This window comes from Proteus sp. NMG38-2, assembly GCF_020640995.1.
Lineage (GTDB): Bacteria > Pseudomonadota > Gammaproteobacteria > Enterobacterales > Enterobacteriaceae > Proteus.
The window spans coordinates 768842-790785 of sequence record NZ_CP085481.1 but is presented as its reverse complement, the minus strand read 5'-3'; the positions used below and the strand labels follow the sequence as shown (position 1 = coordinate 790785).

The 21944-nt window shown below is 38.4% G+C and carries 19 protein-coding genes; 12 read left to right on the top strand and 7 right to left on the bottom strand.

The window, feature by feature from the left end; all coding sequences use genetic code 11:
- Window positions 1-88: 88 nt before the first annotated feature.
- From lon to bolA, 5 genes are all read right to left on the bottom strand, one after another.
- Entirely contained in the window at window positions 89-2449 is a 2361-nt protein-coding gene (lon, locus tag LG402_RS03700) for an endopeptidase La (protein WP_109407980.1), read from the bottom strand.
- A gap of 260 nt (window positions 2450-2709) precedes the next feature.
- Window positions 2710-3981 (bottom strand): ATP-dependent protease ATP-binding subunit ClpX, encoded by a 1272-nt coding sequence (clpX, locus tag LG402_RS03695; RefSeq protein ID WP_036932880.1) that lies wholly within the window; start codon window positions 3979-3981, stop codon window positions 2710-2712.
- Between the two features lie 144 nt (window positions 3982-4125).
- Window positions 4126-4749: an ATP-dependent Clp endopeptidase proteolytic subunit ClpP gene (gene clpP, locus LG402_RS03690; RefSeq protein WP_004245088.1), complete on the bottom strand. Its 624-nt coding sequence runs from the start codon at window positions 4747-4749 to the stop codon at window positions 4126-4128.
- 256 nt (window positions 4750-5005) lie between these two features.
- Window positions 5006-6310 (bottom strand): trigger factor, encoded by a 1305-nt coding sequence (gene tig, locus LG402_RS03685; protein WP_166539491.1) that lies wholly within the window; start codon window positions 6308-6310, stop codon window positions 5006-5008.
- Window positions 6311-6631: 321 nt separating this feature from the next.
- Window positions 6632-6946, bottom strand: a complete 315-nt coding sequence (gene bolA, locus LG402_RS03680) for a transcriptional regulator BolA (RefSeq protein ID WP_109407982.1) — start codon at window positions 6944-6946, stop codon at window positions 6632-6634.
- 339 nt (window positions 6947-7285) lie between these two features.
- On the opposite strand from bolA, the gene LG402_RS03675 reads away from it, so the two are divergent.
- A complete protein-coding gene (locus tag LG402_RS03675) occupies window positions 7286-7864 on the top strand; it encodes a YajG family lipoprotein (RefSeq protein ID WP_109407983.1) in 579 nt (192 codons plus the stop codon).
- A gap of 55 nt (window positions 7865-7919) precedes the next feature.
- Window positions 7920-9440 carry a muropeptide MFS transporter AmpG gene (ampG, locus tag LG402_RS03670; RefSeq protein ID WP_166539490.1) on the top strand — a complete coding sequence of 507 codons (1521 nt, stop codon included), beginning with the start codon at window positions 7920-7922 and terminating at the stop codon, window positions 9438-9440.
- A gap of 109 nt (window positions 9441-9549) precedes the next feature.
- On the opposite strand, the gene dbpA is transcribed toward ampG, so the two are convergent.
- Window positions 9550-10923 carry an ATP-dependent RNA helicase DbpA gene (dbpA, locus tag LG402_RS03665; protein WP_166539489.1) on the bottom strand — a complete coding sequence of 458 codons (1374 nt, stop codon included), beginning with the start codon at window positions 10921-10923 and terminating at the stop codon, window positions 9550-9552.
- A 367-nt stretch (window positions 10924-11290) separates the two neighbouring features.
- On the opposite strand from dbpA, the gene LG402_RS03660 reads away from it, so the two are divergent.
- From LG402_RS03660 to LG402_RS03630, 7 genes are all read left to right on the top strand, one after another.
- Window positions 11291-12052, top strand: coding sequence for an outer membrane protein OmpK (locus LG402_RS03660; RefSeq protein ID WP_227336446.1), 762 nt, complete (start codon window positions 11291-11293; stop codon window positions 12050-12052).
- A gap of 496 nt (window positions 12053-12548) precedes the next feature.
- Complete coding sequence (cyoA, locus tag LG402_RS03655; RefSeq protein ID WP_227336445.1) at window positions 12549-13499, top strand: cytochrome o ubiquinol oxidase subunit II; 951 nt, start codon at window positions 12549-12551, stop codon at window positions 13497-13499.
- A 4-nt stretch (window positions 13500-13503) separates the two neighbouring features.
- Window positions 13504-15486: a cytochrome o ubiquinol oxidase subunit I gene (gene cyoB / locus LG402_RS03650; protein WP_166539487.1), complete on the top strand. Its 1983-nt coding sequence runs from the start codon at window positions 13504-13506 to the stop codon at window positions 15484-15486.
- On the top strand, window positions 15486-16097 hold the full coding sequence (locus LG402_RS03645) for a cytochrome o ubiquinol oxidase subunit III (RefSeq protein ID WP_072069390.1): 612 nt from the start codon (window positions 15486-15488) through the stop codon (window positions 16095-16097). The genes cyoB and LG402_RS03645 overlap by 1 nt, the downstream gene beginning before the upstream one ends.
- On the top strand, window positions 16097-16429 hold the full coding sequence (locus LG402_RS03640) for a cytochrome o ubiquinol oxidase subunit IV (RefSeq protein ID WP_006535101.1): 333 nt from the start codon (window positions 16097-16099) through the stop codon (window positions 16427-16429). Before LG402_RS03645 ends, LG402_RS03640 begins: the two co-directional genes overlap by 1 nt.
- A gap of 11 nt (window positions 16430-16440) precedes the next feature.
- The gene (gene cyoE / locus LG402_RS03635; protein WP_109408087.1) at window positions 16441-17325 is read left to right on the top strand and encodes a heme o synthase; all 885 of its coding nucleotides are present in this window, start codon (window positions 16441-16443) and stop codon (window positions 17323-17325) included.
- 173 nt (window positions 17326-17498) lie between these two features.
- The gene (locus tag LG402_RS03630) at window positions 17499-18869 is read left to right on the top strand and encodes an MFS transporter (RefSeq protein WP_227336444.1); all 1371 of its coding nucleotides are present in this window, start codon (window positions 17499-17501) and stop codon (window positions 18867-18869) included.
- Between the two features lie 78 nt (window positions 18870-18947).
- Here the strand turns inward: LG402_RS03630 and LG402_RS03625 are convergent, their stop codons facing one another.
- Window positions 18948-19439, bottom strand: a complete 492-nt coding sequence (locus LG402_RS03625) for a YajQ family cyclic di-GMP-binding protein (protein ID WP_072063676.1) — start codon at window positions 19437-19439, stop codon at window positions 18948-18950.
- A gap of 227 nt (window positions 19440-19666) precedes the next feature.
- Between LG402_RS03625 and panE the strand changes: the two genes are divergently transcribed.
- The 3 genes from panE to LG402_RS03610 all read left to right on the top strand — a co-directional run bounded on the left by panE (window position 19667) and on the right by LG402_RS03610 (window position 21910).
- Window positions 19667-20587, top strand: a complete 921-nt coding sequence (panE, locus tag LG402_RS03620; RefSeq protein ID WP_166539485.1) for a 2-dehydropantoate 2-reductase — start codon at window positions 19667-19669, stop codon at window positions 20585-20587.
- Window positions 20556-21173, top strand: coding sequence for a protein deglycase YajL (yajL, locus tag LG402_RS03615; protein ID WP_109407991.1), 618 nt, complete (start codon window positions 20556-20558; stop codon window positions 21171-21173). The genes panE and yajL overlap by 32 nt, the downstream gene beginning before the upstream one ends.
- Window positions 21174-21583: 410 nt before the next feature.
- Complete coding sequence (locus tag LG402_RS03610) at window positions 21584-21910, top strand: phosphoribosyltransferase (RefSeq protein ID WP_227336443.1); 327 nt, start codon at window positions 21584-21586, stop codon at window positions 21908-21910.
- The last annotated feature ends 34 nt before the right edge of the window (window positions 21911-21944 follow it).

Genomic DNA, 21944 nt, shown 5'->3' with positions numbered 1-21944 from the left:
TTAAATTAGCGACACAAAAAAAGGCTGGCAAGCTTTTATTACTTATCCAGCCTTTTTTTTAGCTATAATTTATGACTAGCATCACTTTTTAGTGTGATTTATCCGTCACAATTTCCATGCCAAACGGCGAGTTTTGTAGGGCTAACGATAAAACTTCCTCAATTGTTTTCACCGGGTGAATATCCAGGTCAGCAACAATATTTTCAGGAATTTCTTCTAAATCACGTTTATTTTCATCTGGGATAAGAACAGTCTTAATTCCACCACGATGTGCAGCAAGTAACTTTTCTTTCAGTCCGCCAATTGGCAATACTTGTCCGCGTAACGTAATTTCGCCCGTCATTGCAACATCCGAACGTACAGGGTTACCTGTTAGGCTTGATACCAATGCAGTACACATTGCGATACCCGCACTTGGACCATCTTTTGGTGTCGCACCTTCAGGAACGTGTACGTGCATATCACGTTTTTCATAGAAATCGCTATTGATACCCAGTTTATCCGCACGAGCACGAACAACTGTCATTGCTGCTTGGATAGACTCTTGCATAACTTCACCTAAAGAACCAGTGAATGTTAGTTTGCCTTTACCTGGTACACTAGCTGTTTCAATTGTCAGTAGGTCACCACCAACTTCTGTCCATGCAAGTCCTGTCACCATACCTACTCGGTTTTCAGTATCAGCACGACCGTAGTCCACTTTACGAACACCTAAATAGTCTTTGAGATTATCTTCGTTAATCTCAATATGTTTGATTGTGCTATCCATCAGCAGTTGTTTCACTGCTTTACGGCATAATTTAGAAATTTCGCGTTCTAAACTACGCACACCCGCTTCACGAGTGTAATAACGAATAATGCCCATAATGGCGCTGTCATGGATTGTCAGCTCACTTGGTTTTAATGCATTACGTTCAATCTGCTTTGGTAACAAGTGCTGTTTAGCGATGTTCAGCTTTTCATCTTCGGTATAACCCGATAAACGAATAACTTCCATACGATCTAACAACGGTGCCGGTATGTTCATGGAGTTAGATGTCGCCACAAACATAACATCAGACAGATCGTAATCAACTTCCAAATAATGGTCGTTAAATGCGATATTCTGTTCTGGATCTAACACCTCTAGCAGTGCAGATGCAGGATCGCCTCGCATGTCTGATGACATCTTATCAATTTCATCTAATAGGAAAAGTGGGTTTTTCACACCAACTTTTGCCATTTTCTGAATTAATTTACCAGGCATAGAACCAATGTAAGTACGACGGTGACCACGGATTTCAGCTTCATCACGTACACCACCTAACGCCATACGAACATATTTACGGCCTGTTGCTTTAGCAATAGATTGGCCCAGAGAGGTTTTACCCACACCAGGAGGTCCAACCAAGCACAGAATTGGTCCTTTGATTTTGCTAACACGAGACTGTACCGCGAGATATTCAAGGATACGCTCTTTAACACGTTCTAAACCATAATGGTCAGTATCAAGCACTTCTTGTGCTTTCACTAAGTCTTTTTTAACTTTGCTACGGCTATTCCAAGGAACTTGAACCATCCAATCGATATAGCTACGTACAACTGTAGCTTCTGCTGACATTGGCGACATCATTTTTAATTTCTGAAGTTCTGCTTCTGTCTTTTCTTTTGCCTCTTTTGGCATTTTTGCAGCGTCGATTTTACGTTTCAGCGATTCCATTTCATCAGGTGCATCATCCATCTCACCTAACTCTTTTTGGATCGCTTTCATTTGTTCATTGAGATAATACTCTCGCTGACTTTTTTCCATCTGCTTTTTAACACGGTTACGAATGCGTTTTTCAACTTGTAGCAGATCGATTTCTGATTCCATCATCGCCATTAAGTACTCTAGGCGTTCAGTCACATCAGACATTTCAAGTACAGCTTGCTTATCTTTCAGTTTCAGCGGCATATGAGAAGCAATGGTATCTGCTAATTTTGCTGATTCTTCGATAGCATGTAATGAAGCCAATACTTCTGGCGGAATTTTTTTATTCAGTTTGATATAACCTTCAAACTGATTAATCGTTGTACGATTTAAGACTTCTTGTTCACGCTCATCAACCGCTGGCGTTTCAAGGTATTCTGCTTTCGCCTGAAAGTACTCACCATTATCAGATAACATCGTAATTTTGGCACGACGAATACCTTCAACAAGGACTTTTACTGTTCCATCAGGCAATTTTAGCATCTGTAAAACAGACGCCACTGTACCAACAGAAAAAAGATCATTAACACCTGGTTCGTCAGTAGATGCATCTTTCTGCGCAACCAGCATAATTTGTTTGTTGTCGTTCATCGCCGCTTCTAAGCAATGAATTGATTTTTCACGACCAACGAACAACGGGATTACCATATGTGGATATACAACAACATCACGTAGTGGCAATACAGGTATTTCAATACATTCTGGACGCTCAGGATTCATAGAGCTCTCTCTTCGTTTTTAGCTTAACGCTTTTACAGGTAATTTTATTCGCATGTCACCAAATAAAATTAATTCCACGGATTGTCAAAATATATAAGGGCACTTTTCTGACATTCAATAGCCTTACCCATTAAAAAAACAAAATGAGGGAAAATTCCCTCATTTTTATTGCGTTGGCGCGCTTTATCTTAAATTTCTCGTCTATTTAAGAGAAAATTACAGATAATGTCAGATAAGAGACATTGCCAAATTACGATGCATTATTCACCTGATGCCTGGTTTTCTGGTTGACTATAAATAATCAACGGCTCAGATTTTCCATTGATGACACCTTCATCAATAACAACTTTCTCTGCATTTTCAAATGAAGGAAGGTCATACATCGTATCAAGTAATGCAGCTTCAACAATTGAGCGTAAACCACGAGCACCTGTTTTACGCACCATGGCTTTTTTCGCGATTGCAGTCAGCGCTTCTTTACGGAATTCTAAATCCACTCCTTCTAACTTAAATAATGCCTGATATTGTTTTGTCAGTGCATTTTTAGGTTCTTGTAAGATTTGGATCAGTGCATCTTCGTTTAACTCACCTAATGTCGCAACAACAGGTAAACGTCCAATAAATTCGGGAATAAGTCCAAATTTAATCAGATCTTCTGGTTCAACTTGGGCTAATAATTCACCTTCGCTGGCTTTTTCTTTTTGGCTTTTGACTTCTGCACCAAAACCAATACCAGAGTGTGTATTTAAACGTTGTGCAACAACTTTATCAAGGCCAGCAAATGCACCACCACAAATAAAGAGGATTTTAGAGGTATCAACCTGTAAAAACTCTTGTTGTGGGTGCTTACGTCCACCTTGTGGAGGAACTGAAGCCACAGTTCCTTCAACTAGTTTCAATAATGCTTGCTGTACACCTTCACCAGACACATCGCGTGTGATCGATGGGTTTTCAGATTTACGAGTGATCTTGTCAATTTCATCAATATAAACAATACCACGTTGTGCTTTTTGCACATCGTAATCACATTTTTGTAGCAGTTTTTGAATAATGTTTTCAACATCTTCGCCCACATAGCCTGCTTCTGTCAGCGTAGTGGCATCTGCCATAGTAAAAGGAACATCTAGGTAGCGTGCTAATGTTTCTGCTAATAGCGTTTTACCACTACCAGTAGGTCCAATCAGCAAAATATTACTTTTTCCTAGCTCAACACCATTGGCTTTATCGCCATTACGCAGGCGTTTATAGTGATTATAAACGGCAACAGCCAGAACTTTTTTAGCCAATTCTTGACCGATAACATAGTCATCAAGGTGCTTACGAATTTCATGTGGCGTCGGCAATTCACTGCGTTCATGATGAGGCGCCAGTTCTTTTATTTCTTCACGAATGATATCGACACAAAGATCAACACATTCATCACAGATATAAACCGACGGACCAGCAATCAATTTCTTTACTTCATGCTGGCTTTTACCGCAGAAAGAGCAATACAGAAGCTTCCCTGAGCTATCTTTGCGCTTATCTGTCATCAGTCAACCTCACTTAGTTATTCTTCTTATCAGGTTATAAGAAGAAGAAAGACTTTTTTACATAGATATTGCTAGCCGTTTCCTTTGGATTAAAGGCTAACAAAGAAAACGTATTAATTCATTTGCTATTACAACGTGCTGTAATTAACTACGTTGTGTATAGACTTTGTCCACTAATCCGTATTCTAACGCTTCGTTAGCGGATAAGAAACGATCGCGCTCAGTGTCTCTTTCTATTTCTTCAATAGATTTACCCGTATGCTGAGCCATTAATTCATTCATACGCGATTTTACTTTCAAAATTTCTTGCGCATGAATTTGAATATCTGTTGCCTGACCTTGGTAACCACCTAATGGTTGGTGGATCATCACACGAGAGTTAGGTAAGCAAATACGTTTACCCTTTGCACCAGCTGATAATAAGAAAGCGCCCATTGAACACGCTTGTCCCATACAAATCGTGCTGACATCCGCTTTGATGTACTGCATGGTGTCATAGATGGACATACCCGCAGTAATCACACCACCTGGTGAATTAATATATAAATTGATGTCTTTTTCTGGGTTTTCTGCTTCTAAAAACAGCATTTGAGCGACGATCAGATTAGCCATGTGATCTTCAACTTGGCCAGTCAGGAAAATGATACGTTCTTTTAATAAACGTGAATAAATGTCGTAAGAACGCTCTCCTCGCGAAGTTTGCTCTATAACCATCGGCACCAGAGCCATATTAGGTGCGAATTGTTCCTGTGTGTCGTTAAATGACATGTCTGTCTCCTATTGCATTCTTATTGGTGCCAATGACAACAATTTTACTTGAGATAATTGATCATGACCATTTCTAATGATCTAATCTCTCACAAGACATTCAAGGCGCCTCGCGAGGAGTGATAAAGAGAATATAGAATTATCTGGAGATAATCGCTCAGATTTCAAGGCTAATTTTGATAAATATATACAAACTGAAAAAAACCCGTGGTAAAAACCACGGGTTTTTGCTTAAAACCGATATCGCGGTTAAAAATTAACCCATTTGAACTTCGTTCATCAGTTCAGTGAAGTTAGTCTCTTTTTCAGTTACTTTAGCATTTGCTAAGATTTTTTCTACCGCTTGCTCTTCTAATGCAAGATTACGGATGTTATTCATCAGTTGTTCGTTCTTGTTGTAGAACTCAACAACTTCTGATGGATCTTCGTAAGCTGAAGCCATTTCGTCGATCAGTGTATTAACACGCTCGTCTTCTGCTTTCAGTTCATTACTATTGATCACTTCACCTAACAATAATCCAACGATTACACGACGTTTAGCTTGTTCTTCGAACAGTTCACGTGGTAATTGCAGAGCTTGTTTCTCGTCGCCACCAAAGCGTTGAGCTGCTTGACGTTGCAGAACTTCAATTTCGCTGTCTACAGCGGCTGCTGGTACGTCAACTTCGTTTGCTTTAACTAAGCCATCAATAACTTGTGTTTTAACACGAGTACGGATTGCATTTTTCAGTTCACGTTCCATGTTTTTACGTACTTCTGCACGTAAACCATCAACAGAACCATCAGCAATACCAAAACGCTTGATGAACTCTTCAGTTAATTCTGGCAGTTCACGCTCTTCAACTTTTTTCAGGTTGATAGCGAATTGTGCTTTTTTACCTTTCAGGTTTTCAGCGTGGTAATCTTCTGGGAAAGTCACATCGACTGTGAATTCTTCGCCAGCTTTATGACCGATAACGCCTTCTTCAAAACCTGGGATCATACGACCTTGACCCATTGCCAGTACGAAATCTTCAGCTTTTCCGCCTTCGAATTCTTCACCGTCAATAGAACCATTGAAATCAACAGTTACACGATCTTCTGCTGCAACTTCGCCGTCTTTGTCTTTCCACTCTGCTTGTTGCTTACGCAGTGTTTCTAACATGTTATCAACGTCTTCGTCTTTAACTGTGACAACGGGTTTTACAACTTCAATGCTTTCCAGACCTTTCAGTTCGATTTCTGGGAAAACTTCGAATTCCACAGAGTAAACAAAGTCTTCACCTTCTTTGTATTGCTCTGGTTTGTAGTCAGGCGCGCCAACTGGGTTTACTTTGTTTTCGATGATAGCGTTAATGAAATTACGCGACATTAAATCACCAAGAACATCATTCAGTACAGACATACCGTAACGCTGTTTAACCATAGACATTGGAACGTGACCTTTACGGAAACCATCAATGCGAACAGTTTTAGCAGCTTTTTTCAGTTCACTGTCTACAGCAGTTTGGATATCAGCGGCTGGTACGGTGATTGTGACACGACGCCCTAGGCCTTGAGTCGTTTCAACAGAAACTTGCATCTTGTTACCTCAAAATAAGTTTTAGTGCTCGGTCTACTTTAAAGGAAACTAATATGACATTGGCATATTTAGATTTATTTTCCTTTCAGAACCGGGGCCGCCACATTTAAAAAAACGAGGATCCCTGATATCAGAAGCATCCCGAAACCTTACTGAAAATTAGACGCGACATTATAACGATCTAGAGGGGTTGAGTCGAGAAAGAGCCGTTTTATTCCTCAATTTTTTCATAAAATCGAGTAAGTCGCCCCTTTTTCCCTCTATAAAGAACAAAAAATACGCATCTTAGGATCTATTTATTCACGATTAACGATAACATTGTTAATCTTCTTGGCTCCCACCACGACATCCAGGAGAGCGTAATGCTTTATCCTGTTGTTCATTCCATTCACTCAACGTAAAAGTATGCAATGCGAGAGCATGAACACCATTTTCCATTTCATGAGCTAAGGTTTGATACACACCACGATGGCGTGAGACGCTGCGCTTGTCATTAAATTCATCACTAACAATAATGACTTTAAAGTGACTTTCAGAGCCTTCAGGCACATTATGGCGATGGCTTTCGTTTATTACTTGTAAAAAATGCGGTGAAAAGCGTGAAATCAGCTTATTCTCAATATCATCACGGATCATTTCTGCCCCTAATACTCTGCCTTTATATCATGGCGAACAAAAAATAAGTCGACCAGATTATATTGATTAAGTCTTTATCAATACAAAATGATGAACTCATTCTTTTTTATTTTGCTGATGATAATCACTTATTTTTCATCTTGAGTAAAACCATTGGCCGAATATTGTCAAATTCACGAGCAAAAATGAGGTTAATTTGAAATAAAATCAATTGATAAAATCAGATAATTTCGTTCGTTAAAGGGATATTAGCAACTTATCAGCAGTGGTATGATAGGCTAAAGTTTGAAGCCTATTCTACTTGTTAACACAACAGACATATTTAACCGAGATTACCTCATGATTAAAAATTTACTCTGTGCTGTTTTTGCATTAACACTGCTTTCAGGTTGTGCAACTCCTAGTAATAAACTCTCTATTGAGCCTGTAATGTCAGTCCCTGCGGCCGATCCAACCATGCGCCCAATTTCACTGAATATTTCAAGCCAAGACAAACGTACATCCAAAAACCTAGCGGAGATTAACCGTAATGGAAAACTGGAAATACTTGTTCCAACTCGTGATATTGCATTTTTAATGCAAGAAGTATTGCAAAAACAAATGACAGCTCGTGGTTTTATGGTGGGTTCTCCTGCTAGCGCTGATGTAATTATTGTTATCAATAAACTCAACGCTGATGTAGGTGAAGGAAGTGTTCGCCATAATATTAGTGCGAAAGCAGATATCTCAGTTATTGTTACCTTGCCAAATGGCAGTTCTAATACCAAAACATTCCGTACTAGCTACAATGTTCAAGGGCCATTTGGTGCAACTAATGAGAAAATTGCGGCTGCAATTAATAATGTCTTAAGTGAGCTCGTTAGCGATATGGCAAAAGACGCTTCAGTCAGTCAATTTATCAAATCTAACGCCCGTTAATTTATTAGAATAAACGACCTGTTATCTTAAACAGGTCGTCGAAAGGAATTCTTGCATGGTTCAGCCTGCCTTCAAACAAACCACTTGGTACAAATCATTTATTTTACTGTTACTTGGCTTTACTTCTGGATTACCACTTGCATTAACCGCAGGTACATTACAAGCATGGATGACAGTAGAAAACATTGATTTAAAAACCATTGGTTTCTTCTCATTGGTGGGGCAAGCTTATGTCTTTAAATTCCTCTGGTCACCTTTTATGGATCGCTATACGCCCTCTTTTCTTGGGCGTCGTCGAGGATGGATGTTACTTACCCAAATAGGGTTGGTAATGGGTATTGCAGGAATGGGGTTTTTAAACCCTAATGATCATTTATGGTGGCTTGCTTCTTTAGCTGTCATTGTCGCTTTTTGTTCAGCTTCACAAGATATTGTCTTTGATGCTTATAAAACAGATATTTTAAAGGCCGATGAACGTGGTACTGGGGCGGCAGTTTCTGTATTAGGCTATCGCATTGCAATGCTTGTTTCTGGTGGTATGGCACTTTGGCTCGCTGATAAATATATTGGCTGGCAAAATATGTACTGGTTAATGGCTGCTTTAATGGGAATTGGTATTATTGCCACACTACTCGCCCAAGAGCCAGAAACTGCGGTAAAACCCCCTCGTACACTCTATGAAGCCGTAATTGAACCCTTAGCTGAATTCTTCTCTCGTAATAATGCTTGGCTTATTTTACTCCTCATTGTTCTCTATAAAATGGGCGATGCTTTTGCACTGAGTTTAAGTACCACATTCCTTATTCGTGGCGCAGGCTTTGATGCTGGAGAAGTTGGTTTAGTCAACAAAACATTAGGACTTGCTGCCACGATTATCGGTGCCTTATTAGGTGGCTTATTAATGCGCCGTTGGAGCTTATTTAAAGCACTAATGATTTTTGGAATAATGCAAGGTGGCTCAAATATTGGCTATTGGTATCTCGCTATCTCAGAACAAAACATCTATAGCATGGGTGCCGTAGTCGCTTTTGAGAATATCTGTGGAGGAATGGGTACGGCTGCATTCGTTGCACTTTTAATGACTCTTTGTCATCTTTCTTTTTCAGCAACACAATTCGCACTTCTTTCAGCGCTATCCGCCATTGGTCGTGTTTATGTAGGCCCTGTTGCGGGTTGGTATGTCGAAAGTCATGGCTGGGAGGCGTTTTATCTTTTCTCTATCGTAGCTTCTGTTCCTGGCCTTATTTTGCTGATGATTTCAAAAAATACGCTTATGTACACGCAAAAAACAGGCGAATTTCTGAGAAGAACACAATTTATAAAACAATACCGCTTTGCTCTCTATGGTTTGGTACTCGCCGTTTTCTTCTTTATTTGTAGCTTAATTCTAGTTATTACCAATTCATTATCTAGTTTAGAGATGTTCCAATCTATTGATTTTATTCAATCAATAAATAATAAATTATTAGGCCATTGGGCTTCATCACTGTTTTTATATGGTGTTGTTGTTGGTGCAATAAGCCTCGTTGTAGGCACAATATTAGATTATTTAGCACTCAGAATAACAACACATTAATTTTGTTATATTTAGTGCAGTTAACGAAAAAAGGACAGTCTAAACTGTCCTTTTTCTTTATATTTATATTAATTTTGGTATTAGTAAAAAAAGTTACTGATTATTTAAATTATCTAAATAGTCTGACTTTGACCGATTTACCTTTAATTTTACCTTGTTGTAACTGTTTCCAAGCTTGCTTAGCAATTGATTGTTTTACTGCAACATAAGCATGTGTCTGATTAATCATAATTTTGCCAATATCAGCACCATTAAGACCCATATCTCCAGTTAATGCGCCTAAAATATCGCCTGGGCGCATCTTGGCTTTTTTACCACCATCGATACATAATGTTGCCATCGTTGCTTCAAGTGGCGCAATTTGTAGACCTGTAGGAACAGGTAACCAATTTATCTTCATATGAAGCATTTCTTCTAAAGCATTAGCACGCTGAATTTCTTCTGGTGCGCAAAAGCTAATAGCCAACCCACTTTCACCCGCTCTAGCTGTTCGACCAATTCGGTGAACATGCACTTCAGGATCCCACGATAATTCGTAGTTAATCACCATTTCTAACGCTTTAATATCAAGTCCACGAGCCGCAACATCCGTTGCAACTAACACACGACAACTCCCATTAGAAAAACGAATTAAAGTTTGGTCACGTTCCCTTTGTTCCATATCACCATGTAAAGCAAGCACACTTTGATTGCTTTCTGTCAGTGTTTCATACACATCTTGGCAATCTCTTTTTGTATTGCAGAACACCACGCAGGAAGCTGGTTGTTCACGACTTAACAATTTTTGCAACAATCCGATCTTGCCATGACGAGATATTTCATAAAATTGCTGTTCAACAGCTGGGAGCTCATCAACTGAATTTATTTCAATAGTGATAGGGTTTTGCTGTATTTTACGACTGATTGCAGCGATTTCATTTGGCCATGTTGCGGAAAAAAGCAGAGTTTGGCGAATCGTTGGCATACGAGAAATAATATCATTGATATCATCAAAAAATCCCATATCCAGCATTCTGTCAGCTTCATCAAGCACTAACGTTTTTATATCATCTAAATTGACAGTCTCTTTTTTCAGATGATCAAGTAATCTACCTGGTGTTGCCACAATAATATGTGCAGCGTGAATTAATGAATCACGTTGAATACTAAAGGGAACTCCGCCACATAGAGTTAATACTTTAATATTAGGCAAATAACGAGCAAGGCGACGTAATTCATTTGCAACTTGATCGGCAAGCTCTCTTGTTGGGCATAAAATTAATGATTGGGTATTAAATTGTTTTGCATCAATATGTTGTAATACCCCCAAACCAAAAGCAGCCGTTTTACCACTACCTGTTTTTGCCTGAGCACGGACGTCTTTTCCTGCAAGAATAGCGGGTAAAGCGGCTTCTTGAACAGGAGTCATAGTTAAATAACCCAGTTCATTAAGGTTAGCGAGTTGTTCTGCAGGAAGGGCGTTAAGTTCAGCAAATGAGGTCACAATGAAAATTCCAAGTAAAGTAAAATCAAATATGGGCTAATGATACTATCCCTTTATTCTTGTGTCGTGAGGTATTTTTGCACTGTTTATATTACTTTTTCATCTAAGTGCCATTTTCTACCATTATCTCCTTAAATTTCCTCTTCTTATCAAAAATTTCTTTTTTATTTTTACTATTAACTCGAAAAAACAAATAAAAAAATACAAAATTTCCTATTTTTTAAACTAATATCAAAATTCTAGAAATAGATCTTATTTAAAGCTCAAATTCCTACAAAATGGATTTTTATAGTTTATTATTCCAATAAAAAAGAAAAACTGAACATTCACCGCAACTATAATCGGCCATAAAACATCGAGATAATTTATGATCAAAAAACCATTTTTGTTTGTCATCGCAACTACATTCTCTTTATCTTCTCAAGCAACTTATTTAGGGGGATTTGCAAGCACAAGTATTAACTACTTGGATTGGACAACACATACAACACACAAAACAGGCAAAACTTCCCATAAAGATGACTTTGCCTATTTAGAACTTGAAGGTGGAGCTAATTTTTCATGGGGGGAGTTTTATGGCTTTTTCGATTTAGAGAATCCTTTTAATAAAAGAGAAACTCATCCGGGAGATAATCAACGCTATACCATTAAAAGTACTGCTCGTATTTATTTAGGCGAAAGTAACTTTAATTTATATGGACATGTTTATGGTACATGGTCTCTCCCCGGTAAAAAATATGGTGGTAACTTCCATGAAGTAAATACACTTTATGGCTTTGGCTATAACACACAAATTGCTAATTTATGGTTTAAACCTTTTATTGCCCTTCATTATGTCGATCAATCTAAATATTCAGGTAACAACGGTTATGTCGCTGGTTGGGTTGCTGGATATGATTTTAATATAAAAAATCAAAAATTTAGCCTAACAAACTGGCATGAAATGGAATTTCAACGACACAAGCGTTATGGCAATGGAGGTAAAAATGGCATTAATGGCGCTTTAGCCATTTGGTGGCATCCAACAACATCTATCACCACAGGAATTCAATATCGTTATGCTTATAAAAAGCTAGGAGAGAGTTTTCTGCAAGATGGCATTGTATATAGCTTGAAATATAACTTCTGATAGCAAATTGTTAATTTTTATTACAGCGGATCGATTTTTATCCGCTGTAATCCTTTTTTCTTGTTTTAATGAAAAAATTCTCATTGAATATAAATATTCAACAAATGATCTATTATCAACATTAAAAATCACATAGAAGGTAAATTAAGATATTAAACATCAGAATAAAAAGAATTTAGCTCATAAATTCTCCTCTGACCTCCCTGCTGTCACTTTTTTAATCAAAATACGTTTTCTTACATTTTTTATTGCATTTTTATTTGTAAAAATATGTATTTATTTTAGAAATATGGTACTTTATGAAATTATCGTTAATATCCAACAATTAAATTAACAATTATTTAATACTTTAATTACTTGTGATCACATTAACACAAAAGAACAACCAATCACCCACTTACCATTACAATTGTTTACACTGTCGCAACCTTACCGTAAAATGTCCTTACTGATACTGATGAAACAACAATAGAACCTTTGTCATTTAGGTCGTTGGATGAGACTTATGAAATACATAAAAAGTATTGGGACACTCTCGCTATTAGCCGCCGCTCTCTTATTAAGTGGCTGTGACATGGCGTTAATGGATCCCAAAGGCGCTATCGGCGCTGAGCAAAAAACATTAATCCTTATTGCACTTGGTTTAATGTTAATTGTTGTGATACCGGTAATACTGATGGTGATTGTTTTCGCTTATCGCTACCGCGAATCCAATACAAAAGCCACCTACCGCCCAAACTGGGCTCACTCAAATAAAATTGAACTCGTTGTTTGGACGGTGCCAATTATCATTATTGTGATTTTGGCAAGCATCACATGGAAAACAACCCATGAGCTTGATCCTTACAAACCCTTAGAGTCCTCAGAAAAACCGGTCACCATTGAAGTTGTTTCAATGGATTGGAAATGGTTATTTATCTATCCAGAGCAAGGTATTGCGACAGTCAATGAATTGGCTTTCCCTGCTAATGTGCCTGTTAATTTCAAAATCACGTCTGACTCAGTCATGAACTCATTCTTTATCCCTCGTTTAGGTGGACAAATCTATGCGATGGCTGGAATGCAAACTAAGCTGCACTTAATTGCTAATGAACCTGGTGAATATCCTGGGATGTCAGCAAGTTATAGTGGACACGGTTTTTCTGATATGAAATTTACAGCGATTGCGACACCTGATCGCGCCGGTTTCGACGCATGGGTTGAAAAAGTCAAACAATCGTCAGATACGTTAAATACGACCGCTGCATTTAATGAACTTGCTAAACCAAGCCAAAAAAATCCAGTGACCTACTATTCAAGCGTGAAGCCAATGTTATTCCAAGAGACCATTTCTAAATTTGGTCACACAGGTCATGGCGCTCACACCAGTGGCAATCAGACAGCACATGCTGATGCAACAATGAATATGAACATGAGCCATGCGGCGCATGCAGGAGCAGAGGAATAAAGGCATGTTCGGAAAATTAACTCTTGATGCAATCCCGTTACATGAACCTATTATCGTAGTAACTTTACTCGGTATCGTTCTGGGCGGACTTGCTGTTGTTGGCGCACTAACTTATTTTCGTAAATGGAAATGGTTATGGAGCGAATGGTTAACCAGTGTTGACCATAAAAAAATTGGTATTATGTATATCATCGTTGCAATGGTCATGATGTTCCGTGGCTTTGCCGATGCCATTATGATGAGAAGCCAACAGGCGCTAGCATCAGCAGGTGAAGCGGGCTTCTTACCTCCTCATCACTATGATCAGATTTTTACCGCACACGGCGTTATCATGATTTTCTTCATGGCAACTCCTTTCGTTGTGGGTCTGATGAACCTCGTTGTGCCTTTACAAATTGGCGCTCGTGATGTGGCCTTCCCTTTCCTAAACTCGCTGAGCTTCTGGTTCTTCGTCGTTGGTGTGATACTTATCAACCTTTCTTTAGGTATTGGTGAATTCGCACAAACAGGTTGGTTAGCTTACCCGCCACTTTCTGGCTTGGAATACAACCCAGGAGTCGGGGTCGATTATTGGATATGGAGTTTACAGATATCCGGTATTGGTACGCTTCTAACGGGGGTTAACTTCTTTGCGACTATCCTGCGTATGCGTGCGCCGGGTATGAGTATGATGAAAATGCCAGTATTCTCTTGGGCTGCTTTATGTACTAACGTCCTGATTATCGCTGCATTCCCAATTTTAACCGTTACGATTACATTGTTAACATTAGACCGCTATCTTGGTACGCATTTCTTTACCAATGATATGGGCGGTAACATGATGATGTACATCAACCTCGTATGGGCTTGGGGTCATCCAGAAGTTTATATCCTTGTTTTGCCTGTATTTGGTGTGTTCTCGGAAGTCACCGCAACATTCTCTAAAAAACGGTTATTTGGTTACACCTCATTAGTTGGTGCAACTGTTGTTATTACCGTATTGTCATTTATCGTTTGGTTACACCACTTCTTTACTATGGGTTCAGGGGCTAACGTAAACGCCTTCTTTGGTATCGCCACCATGATCATCGCCATACCGACAGGGGTTAAGATCTTTAACTGGCTGTTTACGATGTATCAAGGCCGTATCGAGTACAAAAGCCCAATGCTATGGACTATCGGTTTCCTGATCACTTTCTCTGTAGGGGGAATGACCGGGGTTCTGCTGGCAGTTCCGGGTGCTAACTTTGTTTTACATAACAGCTTATTCTTAATTGCTCACTTCCATAACGTTATTATCGGTGGTGTGGTATTTGGCTGTTTCGCAGGTATGACTTACTGGTTCCCTAAAGCATTCGGTTTCACACTGAATGAAAAATGGGGTATTCGTGCATTCTGGTTCTGGTTTATCGGCTTCTTTATGGCCTTTATGCCACTGTATATTCTTGGCTTTATGGGTATGACTCGTCGTTTAAGCCAAAATATCAATCCAGAGTTTAACCCAATGCTGCTAGTTGCCGCGGGCGGTGCTGCACTGATTGCTATCGGTATTGCTTGCCAAGTTATCCAAATTTACGTGAGTATTCGCGACCGTGACCAAAATCGTGATTTAACAGGCGATCCATGGGGCGGACGTACTCTCGAGTGGTCAATTTCTTCACCTGCACCTTTCTACAACTTCGCTGTTGAACCGAATGTTCAAACTCGTGATGAGTGGTGGGATCAGAAAGAAAAAGGCACTGCTTATCAGCGCCCAACCAAATACGAACCAATCCACATGCCTAAAAATACAGGCGCTGGTGTGATTATTTCAGCATTCAGTTTAGTCCTTGGTTTTGCCATGATCTGGCATATCTGGTGGTTAGCTATCGTTGGTTTCGCTGGCATGATTGTCACTTGGATCGTGAAAAGCTTTGATACAGATGTGGATTACTATGTCCAAGTACCTGAAATTGAAGCTCTCGAGAATAAGCATTATGAAGAACTGAAAAAAGCAGGTGTGAAATAATGTCTACTCAAACTGTAAATAACACAAACGCCCATGAGCATCATGGGCACCACGATGCAGGAGCGACGAAAGTTTTCGGCTTCTGGATCTACCTAATGAGCGACCTTATCCTGTTTGCCAGCTTATTCGCCACTTATGCGGTGCTTGTTAACGGGATTGCTGATGGTCCTTCTGGTAAAGAAATCTTTAGCTTACCTTTTGTTTTAGTTGAAACCTTCTTATTACTATTTAGTAGTATCACTTTTGGTTTCGCTATGCTGAGCATGAATAAAGGTAGCGTTAGCCAAGTTAATCTGTGGTTATTTGTTACTTTCTTATTCGGCTTAGGTTTCGTCATCATGGAAGTTTACGAATTCCATGAGCTAATCGCAGAAGGTTATGGCCCAGATCGCAGTGCATTCTTATCTGCATTCTTTGCTTTAGTGTCAACGCACGGTCTTCACGTAACAGCGGGTTTAATTTGGATTGTGATCCTAATGATCCAAGTATCACGCCGTGGTTTAACCGAAGTTAACCGTACTCGCTTAAGCTGTTTAAGTCTGTTCTGGCACTTCCTTGACGTTGTCTGGATTTGTGTGTTCACCGTAGTTTATCTGATGGGAGCGATGTAATGAGTCATCCAAATACTTCTCCTTCAGGCGCAAGCCACGGCAGCATGAAGTCTTACCTGATTGGCTTTATTCTGTCTGTTATCCTCACCGTTATTCCATTTTGGATGGTGATGGAAGGAACCGCGACACCAGCAACTATTCTATGGACTGTTGTCGGTATGGCAGTTGTGCAGATTGTTGTTCATTTAGTCTGCTTCTTACATATGAATACGTCATCAGAAGAGCGCTGGAACGTCGTTGCATTCCTGTTCACACTGCTTATTATCGGCATTGTTGTCGTAGGCTCGTTGTGGATTATGTACAACCTGAACATCAATATGATGATGGATTAAGAGTTGTCGCTATGATTAAGCAATACCTACAAGTCACCAAACCAGGAATTATTTTCGGAAATTTAATTTCTGTAATAGGTGGTTTCCTTCTCGCCTCCAAAGGTGAGATTGACTACTCCCTATTTGTCGCGACTCTACTTGGGGTGTCTCTGGTCGTTGCTTCTGGTTGTGTTTTTAACAACTATATTGACCGTGATATTGACCGTATCATGGAAAGAACGAAGAATCGCCCATTAGTTAAAGGATTAATTGACCCTCGAATTAGCCTGATTTATGCCTCAGTATTAGGTATTGCAGGTGTTGTGCTGCTCTATGTAGCAGCCAACCCGCTTGCAATGTTTATCGCTGTATTTGGTTTTATTATTTATGTTGGGGTTTATAGCCTCTATATGAAGCGTAAATCTGTTTATGGCACACTGATTGGAAGTTTATCTGGCTCAGCCCCTCCTGTTATCGGTTATTGTGCCGTTAGCGGTGAATTTGATGCGGGCGCGGCAATCCTATTACTTATCTTTAGTTTATGGCAGATGCCTCACTCTTATGCCATTGCTATTTTCCGTTTTAAAGACTACCAAGCTGCTAATATTCCGGTATTACCCGTTATTAAAGGGATCTCAGTCGCTAAACGCCATATCATTCTTTATATTCTGGCATTTATGATTGCAACCTTAATGCTGACGTTAGTTGGATATGCGGGCTATAAATATCTAATAGTTGCTTCTGCCGTCAGTATTTGGTGGTTGGGCATGGCTTTATCCGGTTATAAAGCAACCAATGATAAAGTGTGGGCACGAAAATTATTTATTTTCTCTATTGTGGCAATCACTTCATTAAGTGTAATGATGTCGGTTGATCCAACAAGCTCAACAGAAACTGTCTTTGCTTATTTAAGATAATGTATTTACTAAAGTAACCAAAAGACCAGTCAGTCTCCTGACTGGTCTTTTTTTATCCTGTTTTGCGACTAAAGAAGATATCAGTACAGTTTTGACTTTTTTGTATCCCATTTATTGATTAACCTCGTTATAAAATGCCATTACAATGGGGTATCAGTAATACGAGGTAATCCATGAATGATAATAAAATGACCCCATTAGAGCGCAAAGCAACATGGGGACTAGGCACTGTTTTTTCTCTTCGCATGCTTGGCATGTTTATGGTACTCCCTGTTTTAACCACTTATGGGCTTCAACTACAACATGCAACAGAATCTCTCATTGGATTAGCCATCGGTATTTATGGATTAACACAAGCGGTATTCCAAATTCCTTTTGGTATTTTCTCTGATAAGTTTGGTCGAAAACCTATGATTGTTTTCGGCCTAATAATTTTTATTGTCGGGAGCCTTATTGCAGCTCTTAGTGACAATATTTACGGCATTATTATTGGTCGAGCACTACAAGGTGCTGGAGCTATATCTGCCGCAGTTATGGCTTTACTCTCCGATCTAACTCGAGAGCAAAATAGAACAAAAGCAATGGCCTTTATTGGTATTAGCTTTGGGATAACCTTTGCTTTAGCCCTCGTTTTGGGGCCAGTCTTAACACATATTTTTGGTTTACATGGGCTCTTTTGGGGGATCGCCCTACTTGCCTTTGGTGGAATTATTATTACGCTTTTTACCGTTCCCAATAGTGAACATCATATTCTTAATCGAGAATCTGGTTTTGTCCGTGGCAGTGTAAAAAAAGTCTTATTTGATGCACAACTTCTTAAGTTGAATACGGGTATTTTTTCACTACATACTTTATTAATGGCGGCATTTGTTGCACTTCCTCTGGTTATGAGTAGCGCAGGTTTAGCAAAAGAAAAGCACTGGATTGTTTATCTTGTCACCATGCTTATCGCCTTTATTACCGTATTACCCTTTATTATCTACGCAGAAAAAAAACGTAAAATGAAACAGGTTTTCTTATTCTGTATCTTTTTACTGATTATCGCTCAAATTATTTTAATAAGCTCTGGCTCTAGTTTATGGCTGATTATTGCTGGCATTCAGGTCTTTTTTATTGGCTTTAATATTATGGAAGCACTACTACCTTCATTAATTAGTAAAGAAGCACCTGCTGGCTATAAAGGTACTGCAATGGGAATTTATTCCACTAGCCAATTTTTAGGTGTGGCATTAGGCGGTATTTTAGGTGGATGGCTTTATCAGCATTATGATGCACAAATCGTATTTCTGGGCTGTTTAGTGATTGGCATTATTTGGTTTTTGATTAGCTTAACTTTACGTCAACCCGCTTATGTGAGTAGTTTACGTATTGAATTACCATCTAATCTGTCTTTAGATCAGCAACAAAAACTACAACAAATATTTAAACAACAACCAGGTGTTAATGAAGTTGTGATTATTGCTGATGAGCAAAGCGCCTATATCAAAGTGGACACCAAACAAACATCGAGAGCAATATTAGAGTCTTTAATCCCTTCTATTTAACTCACAATCAATTTGCCTAATGAAAACAAAAATGCGCTGTTTATTCAGCGCATTTTTTATGACTAAATGAATAAATTGTTAGTCACGGAAGTTATTAAATTGGAATGGCTGTCCTAGCTCACCTTCTCGGACTAATTTCATTACAGCTTGTAAGTCATCACGGGATTTACCTGTAACACGAACTTGTTCGCCTTGAATTTGAGCTTGTACTTTTAATTTACTGTCTTTAATTAGCTTAACAATTTTCTTCGCTAATGCAGTATCAATCCCTTGTTTCAAGGTTGCTTCCACACTGTACATTTTTCCGCTGTGAGTCATTTCTTCAGGGATATTTAATACTGCACCATCGATCCCTCTTTTTGCCATTTTCTCACGCAGAATATCTAATAATTGCTGAACCTGAAATTCAGATACGCTGGTCGTTTTCACTGACTCTGCTTTTTCGTTTAATTCAAAACTGGCTTCGACATTACGAAAATCCCAACGAGTAGTCAGTTCACGTTGTGCGTTTTCAACCGCATTACGCACTTCATGTAAGTCAACTTCAGATACGATATCAAAAGATGGCATTCTTTCTTCCTCAATAAATAAATACAACCCAAATAATAGCTTCTTTTAAGGTTGCAAAAAAGCATTGCACATTCAATAACGGCTTTAACACTCAAATTCATACTGATAGTAAAGAGCAAACATACTTTAAACAGAGAAGCACAATCAATGTTATAATTTCAGAAAGATAGTCTAGTAACAGCAAGTCACCGCCTTACTCTATTACGATTTTCAAAAGAAGAGGCACAATGAAAATTACCGTTTTAGGATGTGGTTCAATAGGTAAACTTTGGATCGCCGCATTAACACTTCAAACTCATGAAGTACAAGGCTGGCTAAGAGTGCCACAACCTTTTTTAGATGTGAGTGTCGATAATATTAATGGTGAGCCTTTTTATCAGCGCATTATCGCGAATCAGCTTGAATGGTTAAAACAAAGCGAATTACTTATTGTTTGCTTAAAATCGTGGCAAGTCTCAGATGCTGTAAATGCACTTCTACCTTATTTATCTGCACAATGTCCTATCTTATTAATTCATAATGGTATGGGAACTGCTGATGAATTAACAGCAACACAACACTCTATCACTAGACCAATTTTGCAAGGCATTATTACTCACGGCGCTTATCAACAAGGCCAGAACGTTATTCATACAGCTACAGGTATAACACATATTGGCCCATTAAATGGTATTGCTCAGCAATATAGTCATTTAGCAGAAATACTGCATCATGCATTACCTGATGTTGCTTGGCACAATGATATTCATACCATTAGTTGGCTAAAATTAGCTGTAAATTGTGTTATTAATCCATTAACTGTTTATTATCAATGTCGTAATGGGGATTTATTGCGCTACCCTGAGCATATTCACAAAATTTGTGATGAAGTTTATCAAGTGATGGAGCGTGAAGGTGTTGTCCCTACATCTAAAACACATCTGCATGGCTACATTATTGATACCATAGAACAAACAGCAAATAATTATTCATCTATGTATCAAGATGTGAAATATCAACGCCACACAGAGATTGACTATATTACTGGTTATTTATTGCGTCGAGCGTCAGCACAAGGCCTTGTTTTACCAGAAAATAACCACCTTTTTCAATTTATCAAACAACAGGAAGGCAATTATGACCATATCAGCGATCATCTGCCTAGCTAATGGAAGTGAAGAAACCGAAGTCGTGACCACGGCAGATTTATTAGTTAGGGCCGGTATTCATGTTGTTCTTGCTAGTGCAGAAGATGATGTTGATGATCTTGTTATCACATGTTCTCGTGGTATTAAACTTGTCGCCGATGCGCCTCTAGTTCGTGTTGTTGATCATCACTATGACGTTATTATTCTCCCTGGTGGATTACAAGGTACTGAAACCTTAAGAGACAGCCCTTTAGTGGTTGAGAAAGTCCGCCGTATGCACAGTGAAAATAAACTTGTCGCAGCCATCTGTGCAGCACCTGCCATTATTCTTGAATCTCACAATATTTTCCCCATTGGCAATATGACGGGTTTTCCTGCATTAAAAGATAAAATATCACCGAAAAAATGGGTTGATTATCGAGTCTATTTTGATGAAAGAGTGAATTTAATTACTAGCCAAGCACCTGCAACATCTATCGATTTTGCACTAAAAATTATCGAGCGCTTAAAAGGCAAAGAAGTCGCTGCTGATGTTGCCAAACAACTCGTATTGCCACCCGGTATTTATAATTACCAAGATGAATTTACAGGCTTTGGGGATAGGTAAATAGATAGTTAGAACCGCAAATATATAATATTATTAAAGCGGTTCTATTTTTATTTCAGATATTCTTTATATTTAAGCTATTTTCAACATGTTAGTACTATGAGAAATGAAACAAGTTAACTATATTCAATATTTATCAACGAACTAAATTTGGTGATAGTGATAGAGATGGTAACCCTTTAATATATTCCTTAAAAGGTATCTATAACTATAAAATAACAAAAGATGAGCTATATAAACTCAAACCTTCCTTCTTAGCTATTTTGAATAAAATAAGATCTAAAATAATAGATCAAAATATTATATTTATCGTCATGCTGTCATCTATAGCAGTACCATACTGCTTAGCAAGAAGGATCTCTCACCATTTCAGATCGAATTTTTACAATGATGTATTTATTAAATGTGCTGTGAAAGAAGTAATTAATAATTATTTTAATAAAGAAGTAAATAAAAAAGAACTTCATATAAAACCAATAAAAAGAACATTCTCTGAATTACAAAAGTTACCACCTAATACTATTTTTACAATGAAAAAAATTCCAAACAAAATTAGACACTACTTTTCCCCTTGGAAAACAAACCCAGATTTCGATATTAATAGATTAAATCATTATAATGTTATTTTAATTGATGACTTACTCTCAACAGGAACAACATTAAATACAGCAACTATAGAATTAAACAGATCAGGGTTAACATGTTCTACTGCAATCTGTCTTTTAAGTAGTCTTTGAATTTGATCTCTTTTTAAGATTAAAATATATTCCT